Source organism: Marinobacter persicus, from assembly GCF_900114155.1.
In the GTDB taxonomy this organism is placed as follows: domain Bacteria; phylum Pseudomonadota; class Gammaproteobacteria; order Pseudomonadales; family Oleiphilaceae; genus Marinobacter; species Marinobacter persicus.
The window spans coordinates 115137-134631 of record NZ_FOSC01000010.1; the positions used below are offsets into that span (position 1 = coordinate 115137).

Sequence of the window (19495 nt, forward strand, 5' to 3'; positions counted from 1 at the left end):
AACCCCCAGAGCGGTAGGCTCTGAGGGTTATAGCATGCAAAATCTTAACTATTCATAAGTAACCACTTCTAAGGGCTACTGACACTTGCTGTCACCACAGGCCAGGCAGGTGGCGCAGCCGTCCATCACAATCACCGCCTTGGTGCTGCATTTGCCGCACATGGTGGCGTTGGGCGGGTAATCGGCGCCCGTGTCGTCATTGGTGGCTGAGCTCTGGCTGGCTTCGAACTCGGCGCGCTTTTCGGCGAGGATGCGCTTGGTGGTCTCACTCATTTCCTCGCTTTCCAGCAGGCCGATGGCCTTCAGGTGCTTCTCGATCACGGCGCCGATCTCGGCCACCAGCGAGGGCATGAACACACCGCCTTTCTTGAAATAGCCGCCGTTGGGGTCGTAGACACTGCGCAACTCTTCCACCAGGAAGGTCACATCGCCACCCTTGCGGAACACCGCCGAGATAACCCGGGTAAGGGCGATGACCCACTGGAAATGCTCCATCGATTTGGAGTTGATGAAGATCTCGTAGGGCTGCCGGCTTTCGTGGTCTGTGTCCTCGTTCAGCAGGATGTCGTTGATGGTGATGTACATCGCATGCTCGGCCACCGGCGGCTTGATCTTGTAGGTGGTGCCCAGCAGGAAATCCGGCCGTTCGATGTTCTCGTTCATTTCCACCGGCTTGGTTTCTGCGTGCACCGGCGCTTGCTTTTCGGTCGGGGTTTCGTCTTCGGCTTTCTTTACGCGGTAGCCGACGATTTTATTGCTGATTTTTACTGTCATGGTTGTATTCCTGTCTGTCGGTTCCCGGATCAGTACTTGCCGTAGGTGCCTTCTTTGAGGGCATCGAACAGGTTGGCGGCGTTGTGGATTTCGCCGTCGTACTCCACCTCTTCGTTGCCCCGCAGGGTCACTTTGCTGCCATCATCCAGCGTGAACTCGTACAGTGTGTTTTCAAGGTCTTTCTCTTTGACCAGTACGCCCTGGAAGGCTTCCGGGTTGAAGCGGAAGGTGGTGCAGCCCTTCAGGCCCTTATCGTACGCATACAGGTATATGCCTTTGAAGTCCGGATACGGGAATTCGGTTGGCACATTGGCGGTCTTGGAGATGGACGAATCCACCCACTTCTGCGCCGCAGCCTGGATGTCCACGTGCTGTGCCGGGCTGACGTCGTCGGTGGTGGTGAAATAGTCCGGCAGTTTCTTGTCTTCGTCCTCGGAGAACGGCATGGCGGCCGGGTTGACCAGGTGACGGTAGGCCAGCAGCTCGAAGCTGAACACGTCCACTTTTTCCTTGGTCTTGCGGCCTTCGCGGATGATGTTGCGCGCGTAGTGGTGCGAGAAGCTCGGCTCAATGCCGTTACTGGCGTTGTTGGCCAGTGACAGGCTGATGGTGCCGGTGGGCGCGATGGAGGTGTGGTGGGTGAAACGGCCACCTTTCTCGATCAGTTGCTCAACCAGTTCCGGCTCCACGGCGGCAATCTGCTGCATGTAACGGCTGTATTTGGCGTGCAGCACCTTGCCTTTAAGCTTGTCGCCGACGTTATAGCCATCTTTGGCCAGCTGCGGGCATTTGTTCAGCATTTTCGGGGTGATTTCGAAGTCGTCTTCCATGATCGGTGCCGGCCCTTTTTCCGCGGCCAAAGCCAGGGACTGGCGCCAGCCTTCCACGGCCATTTCACGCACCACTTCCTCGGTGAATTTCACCGATTCGTCAGAACCGTAAGGCATGCGCAGCATGGCCAGGGTGGAGCCCAGGCCCAGAATGCCCATGCCATGACGGCGCTTGTAGGTGATTTCGTGGCGCTGTTCCGGCAGCGGCAGGCCGTTGATTTCCACCACGTTGTCCAGCATGCGGGTGAAGATGCCGACTACCTGGCGGTATTTCTCGTAGTTGAAGCTGGCTTTCTCGGTGAACGGGTATTCCACGAACTTGGTCAGGTTGACCGAGCCCAGCAGACAGCTGCCATACGGGGGCAGGGGCTGTTCGCCACAGGGGTTGGTGGCGCGAATGTCTTCGCAGAACCAGTTGTTGTTCATCTGGTTGACCTTGTCGATCAGGATGAAACCGGGTTCTGCGTAGTCATAGGTGCTGGTCATGATGGTGTCCCAGATGAACTGGGCTTTCACCGTCTTGTAGATACGACAGGCCACTTTGCCCTCGTCGTTGACCACGTAACCGTCCTGCACCGGGAAATCGCGGTAGACAAACTGGCTTTCGTCATCGAGCTTCAGGCCTTCGTCTTCCACTTCTTTCTGGGTGACAGGGAAAGACAGGTGCCAGTCGTCGCCGTTTTTCACCGCTTCAATGAAGTCTTCGGTGATCAGCAGTGACAGGTTGAACTGGCGCAGGCGACCGTCTTCACGCTTGGCCTGGATGAACTCGATCACGTCCGGGTGGTGAACGTCGAAGGTGGCCATCTGCGCGCCACGGCGACCGCCGGCTGAAGAGACGGTGAAACACATGCGGTCGAAGATGTCCATGAACGACAGCGGGCCGGAGGTGGTGGCGCCGGCACCGGCCACGTAGGCGCCCCGTGGGCGCAGGGTGGAGAATTCATAGCCAATACCGCAGCCGGCCTTGAGGGTGAGGCCGGCTTCGTGGTTTTTCTCCAGGATATCGTCCATGGAATCGCGAACAATGCCGGAGACGGTGCAGTTGATGGTGGACGTGGCCGGCTTATGGGCTTCAGCGCCGGCGTTGGAGGTGATGCGGCCGGCCGGAATGGCTCCGTTTTGCAGCGCCCAGATGAAGTTCTTCATGTGCTTGGCGCGCACGGATTTGTTTTCAACCTCGGCCAGGGCCTTGGCAACCCGCTCGTAAGTCGCGTGAATGTTCTTGTCGACAGGCTCGCCCGTTTTGGTTTTCAGCTGATACTTGCTGTTCCAGATATCGAGCGATGCTTCCTGCATGGGAATCGTTGAGATCACTGGCTCTGCCTTTGCGTTCATTTCCACCCTCGGTTTTCGGTCTGTCTGTTGTGGGCCCGGGCTTGCGTCAAGCAACGGGTTTATGTTTGGCGACCCTATATGTGGGTTTAATTTGAGGGAAGTATAACAGGATATTGTGTTCTGTGAATAAGGAAGGAACTATTGCCTGTGCCTTGCAGGCAAGGAAATTCAATGGCAAAAGGCTTGAATTGGCTGGAAGCCAGAGAAATCAGGCGTTTGCCGGAACCGGCATCAATACGGTCGGTTCCGGCAAACAGAGAGAGGAAGGTTAACCCAGTAGCAGGCTGTCGTCGTCGACCTGCAGGCCGCGCTGCTTTTCGAACAGGCCCAGCAGATCCTTTACTTCCAGGCCATCCCTTTCCTTGCCGGCGATGTCGAATACCACTTGTCCCTGGTGGAGCATGACCGTGCGGTTACCCACTTCCAGAGCCTGTTTCATGCTGTGGGTGACCATCAGCGCAGTCAATTGCTGGGTGGCGATGATGTGTTCCGTCAGTTCCAGCACGAAGCGGGCGGTCTTGGGATCCAGTGCCGCGGTGTGTTCGTCCAGCAGCAGAATGCTGGACGGTGTCAGGCTGGCCATCAACAGGCTCACCGCCTGGCGCTGGCCACCGGACAGCAGGCCCATCTTGTCGCCCAGCCGGTTCTCCAGGCCAAGGTTCAGTGATGACAGGCTGTCGCTGAACTGCTTCATGTACTGTTTTTTTACGGCCGAGGTGAGGCCGCGGCGTTGTCCGCGTTTGATGGCCAGTGCCAGGTTTTCCTCAATGGACAGGTTTTCACAGGTGCCGGCCAATGGGTCCTGGAACACCCGGGCCACGCGGTTGGCGCGTTTGTGGGTGGGCAGGCGGGTAACATCCTGGTTGTCGACAACAATCTTGCCGCTGTCGACCATGACCTCGCCGGCCAGGGCGTTGAGAAACGTGGATTTGCCAGCACCGTTGCTGCCAATCACGGTGACGAATTCACCCTGGTTCACGGTCAGGCTCATGCCCCGCAAGGCCGGGTTTTCCAGCGGCGTTCCCTTGCCAAAGGTCAGTTTCAGATCGGTTGCGCTGATCATGTCGGCTCCTCAGGCTTGCTTGCGGGAAAAACGGTGGGTGAGCTTGGTACGGACACCGGGCAACACGATGGCCAGGGTTACCAGCACGGCGGTAATCAGGTTCAGGTCCTGTGCCTGCAGGCCGAGTGCATCGGCGTTCAGGGCAAAGGCAATGGCCAGACGGTAGACGATGGCACCGATGATGCAGGCAAACAGTGCCCGCACCACGGTGGAGGGTGTCAGTACCGCTTCACCACCAATCAGTGAGGCCAGGCCGATCACAATCACGCCAACACCCATGGTGACGTCTGCCGCACCCTGGCTCTGGGCAAACAGTGCGCCGGCCAGGCCGACCAGGCCATTGGAGAGGGCCACGCCGAGCACGATCATGGCGCCGGTGGCAATGCCCTGGGCACGGGCCATGCGTGGGTTGGCGCCGGTGGCGCGCATGGCCAGGCCGGTTTCGGACTTCATGAAGCGCCAGAGCAGTACCAGAACCACCAGCGCCACGATCACGAACAACAGCACTGGTACCTGGTGAAATTCCAGGCCCAGTTCGTACCAGGGGGTCAGTACGGTATCTTCGCCCAGCAGTGCCACATTGGGGCGACCCATGATGCGCAGGTTGACGGAATACAACGCGATCATGGTCAGAATTGAGGCCAGCAGGTTGAGAATGTTGAGTTTGACATTCAGCAGGGCGGTGACCGCGCCGGCGGCCATGCCGGCGACAATGGCCATGCCGGTGGCCAGCCAGGGGTTCCAGCCGGCCATGATCAGCATGGCGGCAACGGCCGCGCCGAGAGGGAAGCTGCCATCCACCGTCAGGTCGGGGAAGTCCAGTACACGAAAGGAGATGTAGATGCCGAAGGCAACCAGGCCGTAGATCAGGCCGGTTTCGAGTGCGCCGTAAAATGCGATTTCACTGAGCATGGGTATGGGTTCACCGTGAAAAGAAAACGGGCGGGCCCTTTTGGGGTCCGCCCGTGTTGGTCAGGCGTTATCAGTCGTTTTTGACGACTTTGGTGGCTTCTTGGATCAGGTCGTCCGGCAGGGTGATGCCCATGCGCTCGGCGGCGCGCGGGTTCACATACAGATCCAGTTCTTCCATGACTTCAACCGGGGTGTCGGCGGGCTTGGCGCCTTCGAGGATGCGGGCCACCATGGCGCCGGTCTGGCGACCATGCTTGTAATAGTTAAAGCCCATGGCCGCAACCGCGCCCCGTTCAACGGTGGCGGTGTCTGCCGCGAATACCGGAATCTGTGAACGCTCGCCGACGGAGATGACCGCTTCGGCGGCACTGATGACGGTGTTGTCGGTGGTCAGGTAGATGGCGTCTACTTTGCCCACCAGTGAACGGGCAGCGCCGAGTACTTCAGAGGTCTTTGTGGCGGCGCCTTTTTCCAGCTTCAGGCCGCGTTCGGTGAGCTTTTCTTCCAGCAGCTCGACCAGGGCGGCAGCGTTGGCTTCACCCGGGTTATACACGGTGCCGATGGTCTGAACGTCGGGCAACGCGCGCTGGATCATCTCCAGGTGCTTGTCGATCGGCAGCATGTCGCTGACGCCGGTGATGTTCGCACCCGGCTTTTCCCAGCTTTTAACCAGCTTGGCGGCAACAGGATCGGTAACCGCGGAGAATACAACCGGAATGTTTCGCGCCGCGGAAGCCACGGTCTGGGCCGAGGGAGTGGCAATGGCGACGATTACATCGGGATTTTCACCCACAAACTTGCGGGCGATCTGGGAGGCAATGGCGGAGTTGCCCTGGGCGCTTTCGTGCATCAGTGTCAGGCTTTCCCCTTCACGATAGCCTCTTTCGGCCAGCTCGTCTTTCACGCCCTGGTGGGCAGCATCCAGAGCCGGATGTTCAACAATCTGGGTAATAGCAACTACACGAGGGTCTTCAGCTTGAGCCAGTGTGGCCGCCGCCAGCAGTGACGCGCCAATCAGGCTGCGCAGGAATTTCTTGGCCATGTGCCGGTCTCCGAGTTGTTTACGGGTTGCTGTGCCGTGGGCACGGGCGTGTTACAAAGCTGCAAGAGTTTACCACAGGCTTGCGGGTTTGGGGCCATCCCCCGAGGCACTTTCTTTGGCCTTTGTATTCTCCCTTGCACGGTACCCGCCGGGCCGGGCGGCCGCTCAGGCCATGGTGCGGGAGTTGGAGATGGAGCGGTTCATCAGGATGATGGGAATGATGCCAGCCAGAACAATAATCAGCGACGGCAGCGCGCTGTGCTGCAGCATTTCGTCGGAGGCGAACTGGTACACGTAGGTGGCCAGTGTCTCGTAATTGAACGGCCGCAGAATCAGCGTGGCCGGCAGTTCCTTCATGCAGTCAACGAATACCACCAGGGCAGCGGTGATCAGCGTGCCCCGCAACATCGGCAGGTGCACTTTGATCAAGGTCCCCCCGGGTGTATGCCCCAGCGACCGCGAAGCCATGTCCATGCTGGGTGTGATTTTCTGCAGGGCGCTTTCCACGCTGCCGGCGGATACCGCCAGAAAGCGGACGGTGTAGGCAAACACCAGGGCAAACGCGCTGCCGCTCAGCAGCAGGCCAGTGCTGAAGCCGAAATAATCGCGCATCAGGCCATCGAGCCAGTTGTCGAAGCCGGCCAGGGGCACAATCACGCCCACGGCAAGGACGGCGCCAGGCATGGCATAACCCAGACTGGACAGGCGCATGAGGATTTGCATGCCCCGGGTGTTGTGCAGTCGGCGGCTGTAAGCCAGGGTGACGCCGATCAGTAAGGTGGTGAGGGCCGCGGCGCTGGACAGGAACAGGCTGTTGAAGGTGTTTTCGATAAAATCGGGTGTCCAGCTCTCGTCGAAATAGTCCCAGGCGTAGTAGCCCAGCGTTGCCGCGGGAATGATAAAGCCGAAAACCAGCGGCACCGAGCAGGTGGCCACGCAGATCATCTGGCGGGGGAACGACATGGTGAAGCGCTGGATGGGGTCGCGGTTATCACGTGCGGCGAACTGCTGTTGCCTGCGCCGGGAGTAGCGCTCGAGGGTTACCAGGATGACCACGAAGATGAGCATGGTGGTGGCGATCTGTGCCGCACCGCCGAGATTGCCCAGGTTCATCCAGGTATCGAACAGGCCCCGTGTGAGGGTTTGCACGGCAAAGAAATCGACGGTGCCAAAATCGTTCAGCGTTTCCATCAGCACCAGCGACAGACCGACGGCAATGGCTGGGCGTGCTATGGGCAGGACCACCCGGAAAAAAGTGCTCAGGGCCGAGTGCCCGAGGCTGCGGCTAACGGAAAACAGTGAGGGTGATTGTTCAAGGAACGCGGCCCGGGCCAACAGGTAGATGTAGGGGTACAGCACCAGACTGATCATCAGAATGGCACCTTCCAGGCTGCGGATCTCCGGGAACCAGTACTCGGAGGCATTGGCCCAGCCGAACCAGTCCCGAAGCGCGCCCTGTACCGGGCCGGCGTAGTCCAGAAGGCTGGTATAGACATAGGCGATGACGTAGGCCGGGATCGCAAAGGGCAGCAGCAAGGCCCATTCGAAGAACTTGCGCCCGGGGAACTCGCACATAGTGACTGCCCAGGCCGTGGCCAGCCCGATCACCAATGTGAGAACACCCACTCCAGCCATCAGTTTCAGGGTGGTGGACAGATAGCGGGGCAGGGTGGTGTCCAGCAGGTGCGGCCAGATGTTTTCCTCGGGGAAGAAGGCAAGAACCAGAACCGACAGGACCGGAAGCGCAACAATGGCTGTGGTGATGAGGGCACTGAGCATCCAGCGTTTGGAGGTGCGTTTGGCCAGCAGGGGTTGGGCAAGTCCGGGATTTGCGCTGGTAACGACCTCGGTCATGGTGTTCCTGTTGCGATAGTGGAGATGAGAAAGGTTGCGATTCTAGATTGTGGTTGTGTTCCCTGCAATGATTCGTATCAGTTTCGTGGAGATGCCTGGCGGCGACTCAAACAAAACGGGGTGCCCTCAGGCACCCCGTATGTGGTTGCTTATTCGCCGTCGTAATCGACGCGATCAACCAGTTTTACCGCTGCATTGCGGTTTTCGGCGATCTCCTGCAAAGACAGGTCATCCGGGTTGATTTCACCCCACTCGGCGACGATGCCGGATGGCTGAATGTCCGGGTTGGCCGGGTATTCGAAGTTGGCCTCTGCGTAGATGCGCTGGGCTTCCGGTGAGGACAGGAATTCCATCAGTTTGATGGCGTTTTCCTTGTTTGGCGCGCTCTTGGTCAGGGCGATACCGGAAATGTTTACGTGGGTACCACGGCCCTCGGCATTCGGGAACACCAGGAACACCTGCTCTGCGATGGGGCGCTGGTTTTCGTCTTCCAGCATCTTGCCGTAGTAGTAGCTGTTGCCGATGGACAGGTCGCACACACCTTCGGCGATGGCTTTGATCTGGTCGCGGTCGCCACCCTGTGGTTTGCGGGCCAGATTGTCTTTCACGCCTTCCAGCCACTGTTCGGTTTTTTCTTCACCGTGGTGGGCGATCATCGAGGAGAACAGGGCGATGTTGTACGGATGTTTGCCGCTGCGGGTACAGATGCGGTCATCCCACTTTTCGTCTGCCAGATCTTCATAGGTGGAAATTTCGCCTTTTTCAACGCGCTCCTTCGACGCGAAGATCAGCCGGCCGCGGGTGGTCAGGGCGTACCATTTACCTTCAGGATGGCGCAGGTTTTCCGGAATGTTCTGGTTCAGGGTGTCGGTCTCCACACCTTCAACCAGGTCGCGCTCGACCAGCTCATTGATCCGTGAGATATCAACGGTCATCACCACGTCTGCCGGGCTGTTGCGGCCTTCACGCTCCAGACGTTCCGCCAGGCCTTTCTTGGCGAATACCACGTTGGACTCGATGCCGGTTTCCTTCTCGAATGCTTCCAGCAGAGGTTCCAACAGAAACGCCTGACGATAGGAGTAGATGTTGACCTCGCCATCAGCAGAGGCGCTCAGGGGCAGGGCAGCCAGGGCTGCTGCAGCGGTAGCGGCAAGCTTCATTCGCATAGCGTCATTCCTTCCTGTGTTTTCTCTTTTATGGGTCAGCTTAACTGTCAGGGACAGGGTAGCTATCTATAAACGGTAACCATTCTCATTGCTAACCGCATTTCAGTCAAGCATTCTTGGCAATTTGAGCTAAATTTATTGATATGCTTGCCGACACCTCCAGGGATAACCAAGAAAAGGACTTGAGTACCATGACAGGAGAAGAACGCAGGCAGCACGAGCGCACAGCCATGAAAGCCCGGGTCAGGGTAGTGCATAGGCTGTTTGGTGAGTTTGATTTTTCAACCGGTGACATATCCGACGGCGGGCTGTTTATTGTGATGGAGAATGACCATTTCCGGCCGGAGCTGGGGGATCGTGTGACTGTTCAGGTGCAGGGGCTGCCAGTGCCCGCTCCGGTGCTTGACATGAAAGTGGTGCGCCGTACCGACGACGGCCTGGGGCTGCAGTTCGAGAATTGCTGAGGCCTTCACAGGCCAGCTGTGAGAGTAATCACAGTGCGACAATTTGCCGTCTTGGTTGGTGCGTGGAGTGGGTTATATTGCTGAATGGATTCAGGCAATGGTTACGAGGTGCATGGTGGGTGTCCGACAGCAGAAGATAGCGGCGCATGATCTGGAGATCGGCATGTTTGTGTCGGATCTCGATCGGCCGTGGCATCAGACCCCGTTCCCGATTCAGGGGTTTCATGTTCGTAGTCAGGCAGACATCCAGGCGGTGGTGTCCCATTGCCGCTGGGTGATGATTGATGTCGACGAGGGCAGGGCCTCGCTATCGGCCGGAGGCGCCGGTTTTGGCTCTGGTTCATCATTGCGGGGGCAGGGACGGGAAACGCTCAAGCTGCCACCGCTGAATATTCGCCAACCGGTTCGCTACCAGACTGAACAGCCTCTGGAGAAGGAGGTGAAAGCCTGCCAGCGCTTGCTGGCCGATGCAGAGAGAGCCTTGCAGGACACCTTTGTAACCCTCCAGTCTGGCAAGACTCCCGACACCCGTCCGGCTGAGGCAGTGACCCGGAAAGTGGTCGCCAGCGTCGTGCGCCAGCCCAATGCGTTGTTATGGCTCAGTCGTACCCGGCAATTCGATGATCTGGTCTATCGCCATGCCCTAAACACCGCTGTGTGGGCCCTGGTATGCGGCCGTCAACTGGGTTTGAAGGAAGAGCTTCTCAACCATCTGGGGCTGGGCTGCCTGCTGTCTCAGGTGGGCAAAACCACCTTGCCACGGGAATTACTCCGGCACGAGCAACAGTTGTCCCGCGAGGACTATCAGCAGTACCGGAGCTATGTTTCCCGGGGCGTTGAAATGCTGGCCCAGAGCGGTTTGCCCCGGGCGGTAATGACGGTGGTGGAGAACCATCGCGAGCGCCACAATGGCTCCGGTTTCCCCCAGGGAATCAGAGGGGACCGTATTCCGGTGCTGGCCAAAGTGGCGGGGATTGCGGAGTTTTTCGAGTCGCTGGTGGCGCCCCGTGAAGATCATTCCCCACTTACGCCGGCCAGGGCGGTGGCATTGCTCTACGACATGCGGAATATCGAGTTTCAGGAAGATCTGGTGGAGACTTTTATTCAGGCCATCGGGGTCTACCCGACCGGGTCGCTGGTGGAATTGTCGGACGGCCAGCGGGGGGTTGTGGTGTCCCATTCCCCTGAGCGCCGTTTATGGCCGAGGGTCATGGTAATGCAGGACGCCGAGCACAAACCGCTGAAGTCGTCGCGCATACTGGATCTGGCCCGGATTAACGAAGGGCGCGATGCCTCGCAGGTATTGAAGGTTCTGGCCTGCCTGCCAAGTGGAACCCGCGGCCTCGACCCTTCCGCTTATGACCTCACCGGTGGGGAATCCCGCTGGTCCCTGGGCCGGTTGATCGGGCGTTAAAGGGTGTTTTTGCACTGTAGCCCTTGAAATCCCGCTATTCGACTCAATTCAATAGCACTCTATCCTTTCAGCCCGCACCATGCGGGCTGTTTTCGTTGATAACGGTAAGGTTTTATGACCTGTGCACTGGAAATCAAAGGGTTGCATAAAAGCTACGGTGATGGCTTTAAGGCCCTGAAAGGCATTGATCTGCATGTAAACGAAGGTGACTTCTTCGCACTGCTGGGCCCGAACGGTGCGGGCAAATCCACCACCCTGGGGATTGTCAGCTCGCTGGTGAATAAAAGTGGCGGCACGGTAAAGGTGTTCGGCCATGATATCGATACGGACCTGGCCGGTGCCAAGCTGAATCTGGGCGTGGTCCCCCAGGAGTTCAATTTCAACCAGTTCGAAAAAGTGTTCGACATTGTCACCACCCAGGCCGGGTATTACGGCATTCCCCTCAAGCAGTCACGGGTATCGGCCGAGAAATACCTGAAAAAACTGGGGCTCTGGGACAAGCGCAACACGCCCGCACGGATGCTGTCCGGCGGCATGAAACGCCGGCTGATGATTGCCCGGGCGCTGGTTCACGAACCCAGGTTGCTGATTCTGGACGAGCCCACGGCGGGCGTGGATATAGAACTGCGCCGTTCCATGTGGCAGTTCCTGGAAGAGATGAACCGTCAGGGCACCACCATTATTCTGACCACCCATTACCTGGAAGAGGCGGAAGCCCTTTGCCGGAACATAGCCATTATTGATCACGGCGAGATTATCCGACACACCAGCAAGCGGGAGTTACTTCAGCAACTGAGCGTGGAAACCTTTGTCCTGGATACCGAGCAGGAATTGCCGGCAGCGCCGGAACTGGAGGGATACCGTTGCACGCTGAACGGAGAAGGTGCGCTGGAAGTGGACGTGACCAAGGGGCAGGGCCTGAATCCGTTGTTCGTGGAACTGGAAAAACAGGGCATCAAGGTGCTCAGCATGCGCACCAAGGCCAACCGCCTGGAAGAGCTGTTTGTACGGATGGTGGAAGACAACGCCCGGGAAAACGCCAAAGGGGAGGGCCGCGTATGACCTTGCATGCCTTGTGGGTGGCCTTCGTCACCATTGTCGTTCGGGAAGTACGCCGGTTTACCCGCATCTGGGCGCAAACTCTGCTGCCGCCAGCGGTCACCATGACGCTTTATTTCATTATTTTCGGCAATCTGATCGGCTCCAGAATCGGTGAGATGGGGGGCTATGACTACATGCAGTTCATTGTGCCCGGGCTGATCATGATGGCGGTCATCACCAACTCCTATGGCAACGTGGTGTCGTCGTTTTTTTCCATGAAATTTCAGCGCAGTATTGAAGAGCTGCTGGTGTCGCCGGTGCCTAACTGGACCATCCTGGCTGGTTATGTGGCCGGCGGTATGGCGCGGGGCCTCAGTATTGGCCTGATTGTCACTCTCCTGTCCCTGGCGTTCACGAGGCTGTCGATCCACAACCTGCCGATGGTGGTGATTACCGTGTTCCTGACCTCGGCGCTGTTTTCTCTGGGCGGGTTTATTAATGCCATGCTGGCCACCAAGTTCGATGATATCTCGATTGTGCCGACCTTTATCCTGACGCCACTGACCTATCTTGGCGGGGTGTTCTACAGTATCCAGATGCTCCCGGAGTTCTGGCAGGGTGTCTCCATGGTCAACCCGATCCTGTACATGGTGAATGGGTTTCGCTACGGCATACTGGGTGTTTCGGACGTCAATCCGTTCGTTTCTCTTGGTATGATTCTGGTCTTTATTGTGCTGCTTGCCGCCATTGCCCTGCGTATGCTGGCAAGAGGCAAGGGCATTCGTCACTGAACGGCTTCAGGATAGCTTCATGGCTCTGGACAAAGCACCGCTGGGCAAGACCAGCGAATACCCGGATCGGTACGATCCAACCTTGTTGTTTCCGGTACCCCGGGAGGAAAACCGCCGGCGGTTGGATCTGGACGATGGTCGTTGGCCATGGTTCGGTGAAGACTTGTGGCAAGCCTGGGAGTTGTCCTGGCTACGCCCGGGCGGAGTGCCGGCGGTAGCCTGGGCGGAGATTCGCTTTCCGGCGGCTTCTCCGGCCATTATTGAAAGCAAGTCGCTGAAACTGTACCTCAACTCCTTCAACCAGGCGGTGTTTTCCTCGGTTGAGCAGGTACAGCACACCATGGAAGCGGACCTGTCCAGTGCCTGTGGGGCAGCGGTGCACGTTCGCATGCGCAGCGTGGACGAGACAGAGCCGGCTGTCGGCCGGCCGGAGGGGTACCGGTTGATTGATGACCTGCCGGTGGAGGATGTGGTTTATGACTACGCACCTGATTCCTTGTCAGCGGGAGGGGGCACGGTCACCGAACAGCTGTGTTCCCATTTGTTGAAAAGCAACTGCCCCGTGACCGGCCAACCGGACTGGGCAACGGTGCTGATACGCTACACGGGCCCGCGAATCGATGCTTCAGGATTGTTGCGCTATATTGTTGGCTTCCGGCAGAAACAGGACTTTCACGAGCATTGCGTGGAAACTCTGTTTACTGATTTGATGCACCATTGCCAGCCCACGGAGTTGATGGTCTGCGCCCGGTATACCCGCCGGGGTGGTCTGGACATCAACCCATGGCGTAGTACCAGCGCAGGGGACGGGCCTGGCCCCCGCTTGATTCGACAGTAACCACGAAGGGGAAGTTATGAGCACGGTTACCCGATTTCTCATGAACCGGGCTTCAGAACCCAGATTGCAGGCTCCCGCACCCGGGGAGGATGTGCTGGAAGCCGCGTTCCAGTGTGCGGGTCGTGCGCCGGACCACGCTCTGCTGCGCCCCTGGCGTTATCTGGTGCTGGAAGGGGAGGCCCTCAGGGAACTGGGTGAAGCCTTTGCTGCAGCCTGCCCGAATAACGCCACTGAGCAGGAGTTGGAAAAGGCTCGTAAGGCACCGTTACGGGCGCCCATGATCATTGTGGGTATCGCCAGCCCCAGGCATCATCCGAAAGTGCCGGAAATCGAACAGATACTGGCGGCGGGCAGCAGTCTCACCCTGCTTTCCCTGGCGATTAACGACGCCGGTTTTGGCACCATGTGGCGTACAGGGCAAGTCGCTTACGCCCCAAGTGTGCATGGCGCGCTGGGTCTGGAAGAGCACGAGCACATTGTCGGGTTTCTCTACACCGGAACCGTTGTTGCCCAAAAACCTTCGGTACCTCGCCCTGGCAACAGTGAGTTTGTCGGTTACCGGCAAACCCTGAAGTCTTAGGAAAGCCTTTGCCGGCAGCCCTCAAAAGCGACAGATTTATGCCGCTCATGTTTTGATCAGATTCCCTCCAGCCCGCACCATTGCGGGCTTTTCAATTTCTGGCATCCCTCTTGCTTTTCCTCTGGCAGAACGCAAAAACGGCAAACCGGCAACGCCCGGGTCGCCGCTGCAGATTTCCGGAGGGGACCATGGCAATCAGTTTTGACAACGCACTGGGCATTCACGAACACGCGCTTCAGGCACGTGTGAAGCGTGCCGAAGTTCTGGCCAACAACCTCGCCAATGCCGACACCCCGGGCTACAAGGCCCGCGATATCGATTTCAAGGCGATGATGCAGAAGGCCCAGGACTCCGTATCCGGCTTCAACATGCAAACCACTCACAGCGGGCACATGGACACTTCCAGCCCGGGTGCCGATGGCGAGCTGTTGTATCGCACACCCAATCAGCCGTCCATCGATGGCAATACGGTTGAGGCGCAAAGCGAACAGAGCCGGTTCATGCGTAACGCCATGGATTATCAGGCCAGCTTTGAATTTCTGAACAGCAAATTCTCTGGCCTGAAGAAGGCCCTGAAAGGCGAATAGTTCGCCAATAACTGATTCTTGAAGGAGACAGTCATGTCACTGGGCAACATTTTCGATATCGCAGGTTCCGGCATGACCGCGCAGTCACTGCGCCTGAATACCACCGCCTCGAACATTGCCAATGCAGAGACCGCCAGTTCCAGCACCGAGACGACCTATCGGGCCCGTAAGCCGGTGTTTGCCGCCATTCAGCAGTCCATGCTGAATCCTGACCAACACACGTTTGGCGCAACTGGCTCCGGCGAGCAGGGGCCCGGTGCCGGTGTTCGGGTTGAGGGGATTGTGGAAAGTGAAGCCGAGTTGCAGATGCGATACGAGCCGAATCACCCGGCTGCCAATGAAGACGGTTACGTGTATTACCCGAATGTGAACGTGGCCGAAGAAATGGCGGATATGATGTCCTCATCCCGCAGTTTTCAAATGAACGTGGACGTGATGAACGCCACCAAATCCATGATGCAGCGTGTCCTGACACTGGGTCAGCAGTAACAGCTAGGAGACTATCATGAGCGCAGTGAATTCCTCAGCCGCCTCAGACGTACTGAGCCAGTATCAGGTCCAGCAGGAGAAGCAGGCCAAGGGTAACAGTGAACTGGGTAAAGACGCCTTCATGGAGCTGATGATCGCCCAGATGAAAAATCAGGACCCGCTCAAGCCCCAGGAAAACGGCGATTTTGTCGCCCAGCTGGCGCAGTTCAGCTCACTTGAGCAAATGGAGAACCTGTCCAGCACCGTGGACGATGTCGCCAGCCAGTTCCGCTCCAGCCAGGCACTGCAAGCCTCTGCCATGGTGGGCAAGAGCGTGCTTGCACCATCCAGCGTTGGCATCCTCGGCAGTGACGGTCAGTTGTCCGGCACGGTGGAAGTGCCGGCATCTACAGGTGGCCTGCGGATTTCGGTCATGAACAAGTCCGGGGAACTCGTGCGCCAGATCGATATGGGCAGCAGCGAGCCTGGCATTGCCTCCTTTGAATGGGACGGCAAGGATGGCAACGGCAATTCCTTGCCGCCGGGCGCCTACGTGATCAAGGCGGAGGGTTCCTATCCCTCCGGCACGGAACAGCTTTCAACCATGGTAAGCGCGAACGTGGATAGCGTGTCGCTGGGGCAGGGTGGAGCCATCACCCTGAACCTGGCCGGCCTCGGCTCCCTGCCGCTTTCCGAAGTCAGACAGATTAATTGAACCGGTGTCAGACCAGGAGGTAACACGTCATGGCATTTAATACAGGGTTAAGTGGTCTTCGGGCCGCCCAGGTGGATCTGGACGTCACCGGTAACAACATTGCCAACGCCAGCACCGTCGGTTTTAAAAGCAGCCGGGCGCAGTTTGGTGATCTCTACGCCAACGGTTTCCTGAGCTCCGGTAGCAACCCGGTTGGTGACGGCGTCACCGTTCAGGATATCCAGCAGCAGTTCGGCCAGGGCAACATCAGTTTCACCGACAACGGCCTGGATATGGCCATTGATGGTGACGGGTTCTTTGTATTGAGTGATGGTGGTGAGACCCGTTATTCAAGGGCCGGTGAGTTCGGTATCGATAAAGACGGTTTCGTGGTGAACAACCAGAACATGAAGGTTCAGGGGTACCAGGCCGATGCCGACGGCAATATCTCCGGCGTGCGTGGGGACATGCAGATCCAGACCGATAATCTGGCGCCCCGTCGGACTACCAATTTGCTTACGGATGTGAATCTGGATTCTAGAGAGTCGGTCCTCGAACAAAGGATCCGTAGTTGGGATGACTTGACAGTCGACCAGTTTGCTGATGGGGAAAGCATTACCTTTGATGTTAACGGCCAGCTTAATGAAGTGACCTTTGATTCGACGGATTCGGTCGATGACATTGTCAATAAGCTCCAATCGGTTTCTGGTGTGAACGCGTCTGCATCCACCTCCTTTGCTGTTGGAGATATGGCAGGCGCCGATTTTGGGTCTTTCGAGCTCTACGTTGGTGATGAGACCAGCCCGAGAGCTATTGATCTGGACGGTGTTAGTGACGTTGACGAGTTGGCGGCTAAAATCCGCCAACAAAGCGATAACTCCATCTCCGCAGATGTTACCGACGGTGGTGAACTGGTTATTACTCACAATTCTGGTGAGAGCCTGAACGTACAGTATGACGATACAGGGGGCACTCCGGTTTTTGATGAAACTGAACAGGGTGTGGTGTCAATAACTACGGACCGGAGCGTTACCGACATGGAGTCTTCGGTAACGGCCATTGAAGATGCCTATGTTGGTGGTGATGTTGAACCGGTCAACGCGTTCAACCCTGAGGATCAGCGCACCTATAACCATGCCACCTCCACAACCATTTACGACAGCCTGGGTAATTCCCACGAACTGACGCAGTTTTTCGTGAAAGAGCCTTCCCCTGGTAACGGTGTAGGTGAAAGTCAGTGGTCAGTGTATATGGAAATTGATGGTGAGTTGGTGGGTGGGACCGATGAGGATCCGTACACCGCAACCTTCAGTGAGAGTGGTGAGCTTAAATCAATCCGGGATCAGAACGGAGATGTTTCCTCGTTGGGCGAAATTGTCATTGATGACTGGGTGCCCAAAGACCCTAATGGCGACCCCAATGGTGCAGAAGGTCCTCCTGCTCTGGGTCCGGGTGAAGAAGTGCCTTCACCTATTCCGGAGGATGGAGAATATGGCTCCGCTTTCGTTGTTGATCTAAGTGATTCGACCCAATATGGCGCCGCCTTTGGTGTGAACGATCAGCAACAAAACGGCTACACGACCGGCCGATTGTCTGGTCTGGATGTGTCCGATGAGGGCGTCATCTTTGCCCGCTACACCAATGGTCAGTCCAACGAGCTGGGCCAGGTGGCCCTGGCGACTTTCCAGAACACCGACGGTCTGTCGCCGGTAGGCGATACCGCCTGGGTGGAAACCTTTGAGTCTGGCCAGCCGGTTATCGGCAAGCCAGGCACCGGAACCCTGGGCTCTATTGCGGCCAGTTCCGTGGAAGAGTCGAATGTGGACCTCTCCGAAGAGCTGGTCAACCTGATCATTGCCCAGCGCAACTATCAGGCTAACGCCAAGACCATTGAAACCTCCGATGCAGTCACCCAGACCATCATCAACCTCCGCTAATAACCCCTCCATGTGAACATGGCACGACTCCTGCAGGAAGACTGGAAACAGTCAAAATTCCGGCAGGAGTTTGCCCATGGACAAAGCTCTCTACATTGGGATGTCTGGCGCCAAGCAGAACATGATGGCCCAGCGTGCCCATGCCAACAACCTGGCCAACGTTAACACCACGGGTTTCAAGAAGGATTTTGCCCAGGCCCGAAGCATGCCGGTATTCGGCGAGCACCATCCCACACGCGCCTATGCCATGACCGAAAGGCCCGGTACGGACCTTTCAGCCGGTGCCTTGCAGGAAACTGGCCGGAAAATGGATGTGGCGCTGGAAGGTGACGGCTGGCTGGCGGTACAGAATGACCAGGGCGAAGAAGTCTTCACCCGCAGCGGCAGTCTGCAAGTGGATGTCAACGGCATGATGCGCCTGTCCAGCGGCGAGATGGTCATGGGTAATGGCGGTCCGGTTGCCTTGCCGCCCTACGACAACATTCAGATTGGCAACGACGGCACCATTTCCATCGTCCCTGCTGGCGGCCCGCCGGATCAGATGGTGGAAATTGACCGGCTGAAACTGGTTAACCCTCCGGCTGATGCCCTCGAAAAAGGGGAAGATGGCTTTATCCGAAGAAAGCCGGACCAGGCGCTGGATGGCCCGGAACCGGCCGATGGGGCAATGCGGGTAGCCACGGGTTTTCTGGAAAGCTCGAACGTGAATGCCGTGGAAGAGATGATCGCCAACCTGCAGCTCTCCCGCCAGTACGAGATGCAGGTGAAGGTCATGTCCACCGCCAACGAAAATTCTGAAGCTACGGCACGGCTTTTGCAGAATCTCTGATAACAGTGAATTAAACGCACCGACTGCCAAAAAAACGGCAAAAAATCGTCGGCCAGATGGCAGAAGGTAAGGAGTAAAACCATGCATCCAGCACTTTGGGTCAGTAAAACCGGGTTGAGCGCACAGGACACCAACATGTCCACCATTTCGAACAACCTGTCGAACGTGAATACCACCGGCTTCAAGCGTGATCGGGCGGTATTCCAGGACCTGCTGTATCAGGTGAACCGGCAGCCGGGTGGCCAGAACACGGAAAACACCCAATTGCCTTCCGGCCTGCAACTGGGTACCGGCGTGCGGGTAGTGGGAACCGCCAAACAGTTTACCCAGGGTAATCTGCAGGTGACCGAGCAGCCGCTGGACATGGCTGTGAACGGCAGGGGCTTTTTCCAGATTGAAATGCCGGACGGCCAGATTGCCTACACCCGGGATGGCCAGTTCCAGCTTAACTCCGATGGCGATGTGGTTACCCCGGATGGCTATCCGCTGGAACCAAACATCAACGTGCCTGAAAACGCCACCAACATCACTATTGGCAAGGACGGCACGGTTACTGCGGTAACCGACGATCAGGCCGCACCTGTCAACCTTGGTCAGGTCACCCTGGTTGATTTCATCAACCCGCAGGGCCTGCAGGCAATTGGTAACAACCTGTTCAAGGCGACCAATGCCAGTGGCGATCCGGCGGAAGGCGAGCCGGGCCTGGCCGGCCTGGGCAGCGTGGAGCAGGGCACTATTGAGTCTTCCAACGTGGAAGTGGTGGAAGAGCTGGTGAACATGATCACCACCCAGCGGGCCTATGAAATGAACTCCAAGGTGGTGTCCAGCACCGACCAGATGCTTCAGTTCATTACCAACAACATCGGGTAAATT

At 57.6% G+C, this 19495-nt stretch carries 20 protein-coding genes; 13 read left to right on the forward strand and 7 right to left on the reverse strand.

Annotated features, from left to right (window positions below):
- Positions 1–75: 75 nt before the first annotated feature.
- The gene (locus tag BMZ63_RS12060; protein ID WP_091705833.1) at positions 76–774 is read right to left on the reverse strand and encodes a TSCPD domain-containing protein; all 699 of its coding nucleotides are present in this window, start codon (positions 772–774) and stop codon (positions 76–78) included.
- A gap of 29 nt (positions 775–803) precedes the next feature.
- Positions 804–2942, reverse strand: coding sequence for an adenosylcobalamin-dependent ribonucleoside-diphosphate reductase (locus tag BMZ63_RS12065; RefSeq protein WP_091705909.1), 2139 nt, complete (start codon positions 2940–2942; stop codon positions 804–806).
- 122 nt (positions 2943–3064) lie between these two features.
- On the opposite strand from BMZ63_RS12065, the gene BMZ63_RS14980 reads away from it, so the two are divergent.
- Complete coding sequence (locus BMZ63_RS14980; protein WP_177187079.1) at positions 3065–3214, forward strand: hypothetical protein; 150 nt, start codon at positions 3065–3067, stop codon at positions 3212–3214.
- Here the strand turns inward: BMZ63_RS14980 and BMZ63_RS12070 are convergent.
- The 5 genes from BMZ63_RS12070 to BMZ63_RS12090 form a co-directional block, all read right to left on the reverse strand.
- On the reverse strand, positions 3211–4005 hold the full coding sequence (locus BMZ63_RS12070; protein ID WP_091705835.1) for an ABC transporter ATP-binding protein: 795 nt from the start codon (positions 4003–4005) through the stop codon (positions 3211–3213). The two genes, BMZ63_RS14980 and BMZ63_RS12070, sit on opposite strands and share 4 nt — an antisense overlap.
- A gap of 9 nt (positions 4006–4014) precedes the next feature.
- Positions 4015–4917: an ABC transporter permease gene (locus tag BMZ63_RS12075; RefSeq protein WP_091705836.1), complete on the reverse strand. Its 903-nt coding sequence runs from the start codon at positions 4915–4917 to the stop codon at positions 4015–4017.
- 70 nt (positions 4918–4987) lie between these two features.
- The gene (locus tag BMZ63_RS12080) at positions 4988–5959 is read right to left on the reverse strand and encodes an ABC transporter substrate-binding protein (protein ID WP_091705838.1); all 972 of its coding nucleotides are present in this window, start codon (positions 5957–5959) and stop codon (positions 4988–4990) included.
- A 165-nt stretch (positions 5960–6124) separates the two neighbouring features.
- On the reverse strand, positions 6125–7813 hold the full coding sequence (locus BMZ63_RS12085; protein WP_091705839.1) for an ABC transporter permease: 1689 nt from the start codon (positions 7811–7813) through the stop codon (positions 6125–6127).
- Between the two features lie 149 nt (positions 7814–7962).
- The gene (locus BMZ63_RS12090; RefSeq protein ID WP_091705841.1) at positions 7963–8979 is read right to left on the reverse strand and encodes a Fe(3+) ABC transporter substrate-binding protein; all 1017 of its coding nucleotides are present in this window, start codon (positions 8977–8979) and stop codon (positions 7963–7965) included.
- Positions 8980–9170: 191 nt separating this feature from the next.
- Here BMZ63_RS12090 and BMZ63_RS12095 point away from each other — a divergent pair, with 191 nt between their 5' ends.
- From BMZ63_RS12095 to flgG, 12 genes are all read left to right on the forward strand, one after another.
- Entirely contained in the window at positions 9171–9443 is a 273-nt protein-coding gene (locus tag BMZ63_RS12095; RefSeq protein ID WP_091705911.1) for a PilZ domain-containing protein, read from the forward strand.
- Positions 9444–9558: 115 nt separating this feature from the next.
- A complete protein-coding gene (locus BMZ63_RS12100) occupies positions 9559–10857 on the forward strand; it encodes a cyclic di-GMP phosphodiesterase (RefSeq protein ID WP_091705913.1) in 1299 nt (432 codons plus the stop codon).
- A 114-nt stretch (positions 10858–10971) separates the two neighbouring features.
- Entirely contained in the window at positions 10972–11919 is a 948-nt protein-coding gene (locus BMZ63_RS12105) for an ABC transporter ATP-binding protein (RefSeq protein WP_091705843.1), read from the forward strand.
- Entirely contained in the window at positions 11916–12689 is a 774-nt protein-coding gene (locus BMZ63_RS12110) for an ABC transporter permease (RefSeq protein ID WP_091705845.1), read from the forward strand. The genes BMZ63_RS12105 and BMZ63_RS12110 overlap by 4 nt, the downstream gene beginning before the upstream one ends.
- Before the next feature lie 19 nt (positions 12690–12708).
- Positions 12709–13527: an NADPH-dependent 7-cyano-7-deazaguanine reductase QueF gene (gene queF, locus BMZ63_RS12115; protein WP_091705847.1), complete on the forward strand. Its 819-nt coding sequence runs from the start codon at positions 12709–12711 to the stop codon at positions 13525–13527.
- Positions 13528–13543: 16 nt separating this feature from the next.
- Positions 13544–14107, forward strand: coding sequence for a nitroreductase family protein (locus tag BMZ63_RS12120; protein ID WP_091705849.1), 564 nt, complete (start codon positions 13544–13546; stop codon positions 14105–14107).
- A 188-nt stretch (positions 14108–14295) separates the two neighbouring features.
- The gene (gene flgB, locus BMZ63_RS12125) at positions 14296–14694 is read left to right on the forward strand and encodes a flagellar basal body rod protein FlgB (RefSeq protein WP_091705851.1); all 399 of its coding nucleotides are present in this window, start codon (positions 14296–14298) and stop codon (positions 14692–14694) included.
- A gap of 33 nt (positions 14695–14727) precedes the next feature.
- Positions 14728–15183, forward strand: coding sequence for a flagellar basal body rod protein FlgC (flgC, locus tag BMZ63_RS12130; protein WP_091705853.1), 456 nt, complete (start codon positions 14728–14730; stop codon positions 15181–15183).
- Positions 15184–15199: 16 nt separating this feature from the next.
- Positions 15200–15877 (forward strand): flagellar hook assembly protein FlgD, encoded by a 678-nt coding sequence (locus tag BMZ63_RS12135; protein ID WP_091705855.1) that lies wholly within the window; start codon positions 15200–15202, stop codon positions 15875–15877.
- A gap of 29 nt (positions 15878–15906) precedes the next feature.
- Positions 15907–17793 carry a flagellar hook protein FlgE gene (locus BMZ63_RS12140; protein WP_091705857.1) on the forward strand — a complete coding sequence of 629 codons (1887 nt, stop codon included), beginning with the start codon at positions 15907–15909 and terminating at the stop codon, positions 17791–17793.
- Between the two features lie 76 nt (positions 17794–17869).
- Positions 17870–18622: a flagellar basal body rod protein FlgF gene (locus BMZ63_RS12145; RefSeq protein ID WP_091705858.1), complete on the forward strand. Its 753-nt coding sequence runs from the start codon at positions 17870–17872 to the stop codon at positions 18620–18622.
- An 81-nt stretch (positions 18623–18703) separates the two neighbouring features.
- A complete protein-coding gene (gene flgG, locus BMZ63_RS12150) occupies positions 18704–19492 on the forward strand; it encodes a flagellar basal-body rod protein FlgG (RefSeq protein WP_091705860.1) in 789 nt (262 codons plus the stop codon).
- Positions 19493–19495 lie beyond the last annotated feature (3 nt).

Excerpts from the sequence above, each read along its gene's own strand:
- BMZ63_RS12060 (WP_091705833.1), bottom strand. The coding sequence starts at position 774 with ATGACAGTAAAAATCAGCAATAAAATCGTCGGCTACCGCGTAAAGAAA.
- BMZ63_RS12065 (WP_091705909.1), bottom strand. The coding sequence starts at position 2,942 with ATGAACGCAAAGGCAGAGCCAGTGATCTCAACGATTCCCATGCAGGAA.
- BMZ63_RS12070 (WP_091705835.1), bottom strand. The coding sequence starts at position 4,005 with ATGATCAGCGCAACCGATCTGAAACTGACCTTTGGCAAGGGAACGCCG.
- BMZ63_RS12075 (WP_091705836.1), bottom strand. The coding sequence starts at position 4,917 with ATGCTCAGTGAAATCGCATTTTACGGCGCACTCGAAACCGGCCTGATC.
- BMZ63_RS12080 (WP_091705838.1), bottom strand. The coding sequence starts at position 5,959 with ATGGCCAAGAAATTCCTGCGCAGCCTGATTGGCGCGTCACTGCTGGCG.
- BMZ63_RS12085 (WP_091705839.1), bottom strand. The coding sequence starts at position 7,813 with ATGACCGAGGTCGTTACCAGCGCAAATCCCGGACTTGCCCAACCCCTG.
- BMZ63_RS12090 (WP_091705841.1), bottom strand. The coding sequence starts at position 8,979 with ATGCGAATGAAGCTTGCCGCTACCGCTGCAGCAGCCCTGGCTGCCCTG.
- BMZ63_RS12095 (WP_091705911.1), top strand. The coding sequence starts at position 9,171 with ATGACAGGAGAAGAACGCAGGCAGCACGAGCGCACAGCCATGAAAGCC.
- BMZ63_RS12105 (WP_091705843.1), top strand. The coding sequence starts at position 10,972 with ATGACCTGTGCACTGGAAATCAAAGGGTTGCATAAAAGCTACGGTGAT.
- BMZ63_RS12110 (WP_091705845.1), top strand. The coding sequence starts at position 11,916 with ATGACCTTGCATGCCTTGTGGGTGGCCTTCGTCACCATTGTCGTTCGG.
- queF (WP_091705847.1), top strand. The coding sequence starts at position 12,709 with ATGGCTCTGGACAAAGCACCGCTGGGCAAGACCAGCGAATACCCGGAT.
- BMZ63_RS12120 (WP_091705849.1), top strand. The coding sequence starts at position 13,544 with ATGAGCACGGTTACCCGATTTCTCATGAACCGGGCTTCAGAACCCAGA.
- flgB (WP_091705851.1), top strand. The coding sequence starts at position 14,296 with ATGGCAATCAGTTTTGACAACGCACTGGGCATTCACGAACACGCGCTT.
- flgC (WP_091705853.1), top strand. The coding sequence starts at position 14,728 with ATGTCACTGGGCAACATTTTCGATATCGCAGGTTCCGGCATGACCGCG.
- BMZ63_RS12135 (WP_091705855.1), top strand. The coding sequence starts at position 15,200 with ATGAGCGCAGTGAATTCCTCAGCCGCCTCAGACGTACTGAGCCAGTAT.
- BMZ63_RS12140 (WP_091705857.1), top strand. The coding sequence starts at position 15,907 with ATGGCATTTAATACAGGGTTAAGTGGTCTTCGGGCCGCCCAGGTGGAT.
- BMZ63_RS12145 (WP_091705858.1), top strand. The coding sequence starts at position 17,870 with ATGGACAAAGCTCTCTACATTGGGATGTCTGGCGCCAAGCAGAACATG.
- flgG (WP_091705860.1), top strand. The coding sequence starts at position 18,704 with ATGCATCCAGCACTTTGGGTCAGTAAAACCGGGTTGAGCGCACAGGAC.